General features: G+C 69.3%; 1 protein-coding gene. It reads right to left on the bottom strand.

Going from position 1 to position 2026, the window contains the following annotated elements:
- A partial coding sequence (locus tag MUO23_07215) for a UvrD-helicase domain-containing protein (GenBank protein MCJ7512746.1) occupies positions 1 to 2026 on the bottom strand: 2026 nt, incomplete at both ends.

Raw genomic sequence — 2026 nt, 5'->3', positions numbered from 1 at the left:
CTTGGATGCTTCTGCGACCGCTGCCTGCCTCTGTCGCCGATCGACCAGGCCCTCGGCCAGCGCAACAGACTCCAGCTCGCGCGGCAGGCGCGCGTCGCCGGGGAAGAGCCACGCCTCGATGGCGCGATGGACCATCAGGCCGACCACGGCAGCCGGGGGACGGATGCGTTCCCCGGTGGCCCGCCAATCGCGGCGGACGTCCTCTTCGGGCTCGGACGGCTGTTCTTCGGAGGCTGTCTCGATGAGCGGAGGGAAGAGCGGGGTTTCCTCGGACGATGGCCACTCGGAGGCAAGGCCTGCTCCCGGCCACGGGCGGACTGGGGCGTCCTCGACCGCCACCCGCATGGCGGCCTGCGCCCCACCCCCGAGATCAAGCGCAAGCCACGCCCCCGGCGCAGCGGTCACCTGGTCGACGTCGCAGCCGACAATCTCCAGCAGCTGATCCATCCAGCCGGCGGCGCGCCAGGCTCCGGCGGATCCGGAAAGGTGGCCCGAGACAATGAGCTTCTCCTGGGCGCGGGTGGAGGCCACATACAGCAGGCGGGCTTCCTCTGCAGCAACCTGCTGGGAGTCGAGCCAGCGGGCAAGGCCATAGGCAAGAGGCCTGGCATCCTGTCGATCGGGATTGAAGGCCAGGCCCACCTCCGGGCTGAGGTAGGCGGTCTCGGGCATGTCACGCATCCGGCGCGAGGCGTCGGCCAGCACAACGATCGGGAACTCGAGCCCTTTGGCCTTGTGGATCGTCATCAGGCGGACGGCGCCTTCGGCCTCCGCCGGCGCCTCGCCTTCTCGGGCGCCGACGTCACGGCTGGTGCGGATGTACTCCAGGAAGGTGTGCACGCGGACGAGTTCGGACCTGTGGGCATCCGCCAGCAGCTTGTCCAGGTTGCGCCAGTAGCGGTGGTGGCTGGCGGCAAGAGCGGCCCGGTACTCACTCGTGTCGACGATGCGCCGCAGGAGCGTGGCCACCGGCAGGCGGTCGACAAGCGGCGTGAGGGAGTCAATCAGGCTGCGGGCCCTACTGGCAGCCGACTGATCATCCGGGGAGAGGCCCTCGAGGGGTTCCTGGAGGGCGGTCCAGAAGGGTGTTGGGGGTTCGGCTGACGTCCGCAGCTGGTACAGCCCGGCATCAGTCATGCCGATCACCGGCGATCGAAGAAGCCCGGCCATGGCGGTATCGTCCCAGGGATCCGAGAGTGCCTGCAGCAGGTTGAGCAGGTCGCGCACCTCGGGGCGCTCGAAGAAACCGGCGCCGGCCACGGTGACAAACGGGATCTGCGCCCGCTCGAGGGCATCCTCGTAGGCGGCGAAGCCGGTGGAGGCGCGGAAGAGCAGCGCCACGTCGTCCCAGGCGCGGATATCCCCGCGCTGGCGCAGTTCCAGCAGCCGCTCCACCAGGGCAGCCGCGGCTCTGGGTCGGGCGTCGTCGGCCGTGCGGCCGGTCCCGAGGACGAACTCCAAATGCGGATCAACCATCCCTTCCCGCGGTCGCGATCGATCGGAACGCATGGGCGAGTACGGCACGGCATACAGGCGATCCGGGTCGTCGGCGGTGCCCATCACCGGGGGGAGGAGGCGGTCCAGAACGTGGAGCAGGCCGAGGTGCGCGCGGAAGGTCAGGCCAAGCTCAATCGCCTCCCCACCCCGGCCGGTGATGTCCGCACCGGTGCGACGAAAGACCGTGACATCGGCGCCGCGGAAGCGGTAGATGCTTTGACGGGCGTCTCCGACAACAAAGAGGCGGCCGGGGGACGCGCCGCAGATCGCCTCGACGATCGCCCGCTGGCGTTCATTCGTGTCCTGGAACTCGTCGACCAGGACAGCGGACAGCTCGGCTTGCCAGGCCTGGCGGACCTCCGGGAGGCTGAGCAAGCGCACGGTGTTCGCTTCGAGGTCGTCGAAGTCGAGCGTGCTCTTCTCGTCGAGGCTGCGGCGGTAGAACTGGGCTGCGAGGCCGTGGACGGCGATAACCCGCTGGAGGTCCTCGGCGAAGCGCTCTTCGACAGCCTCATCCGGTGGAGCGTCG

This window comes from Anaerolineales bacterium (genome assembly GCA_022866145.1).
GTDB lineage: Bacteria > Chloroflexota > Anaerolineae > Anaerolineales > E44-bin32 > PFL42.
The sequence above is the reverse complement of the archived record's forward strand: the minus strand, read 5'-3'. Positions and strand labels throughout refer to the sequence as shown.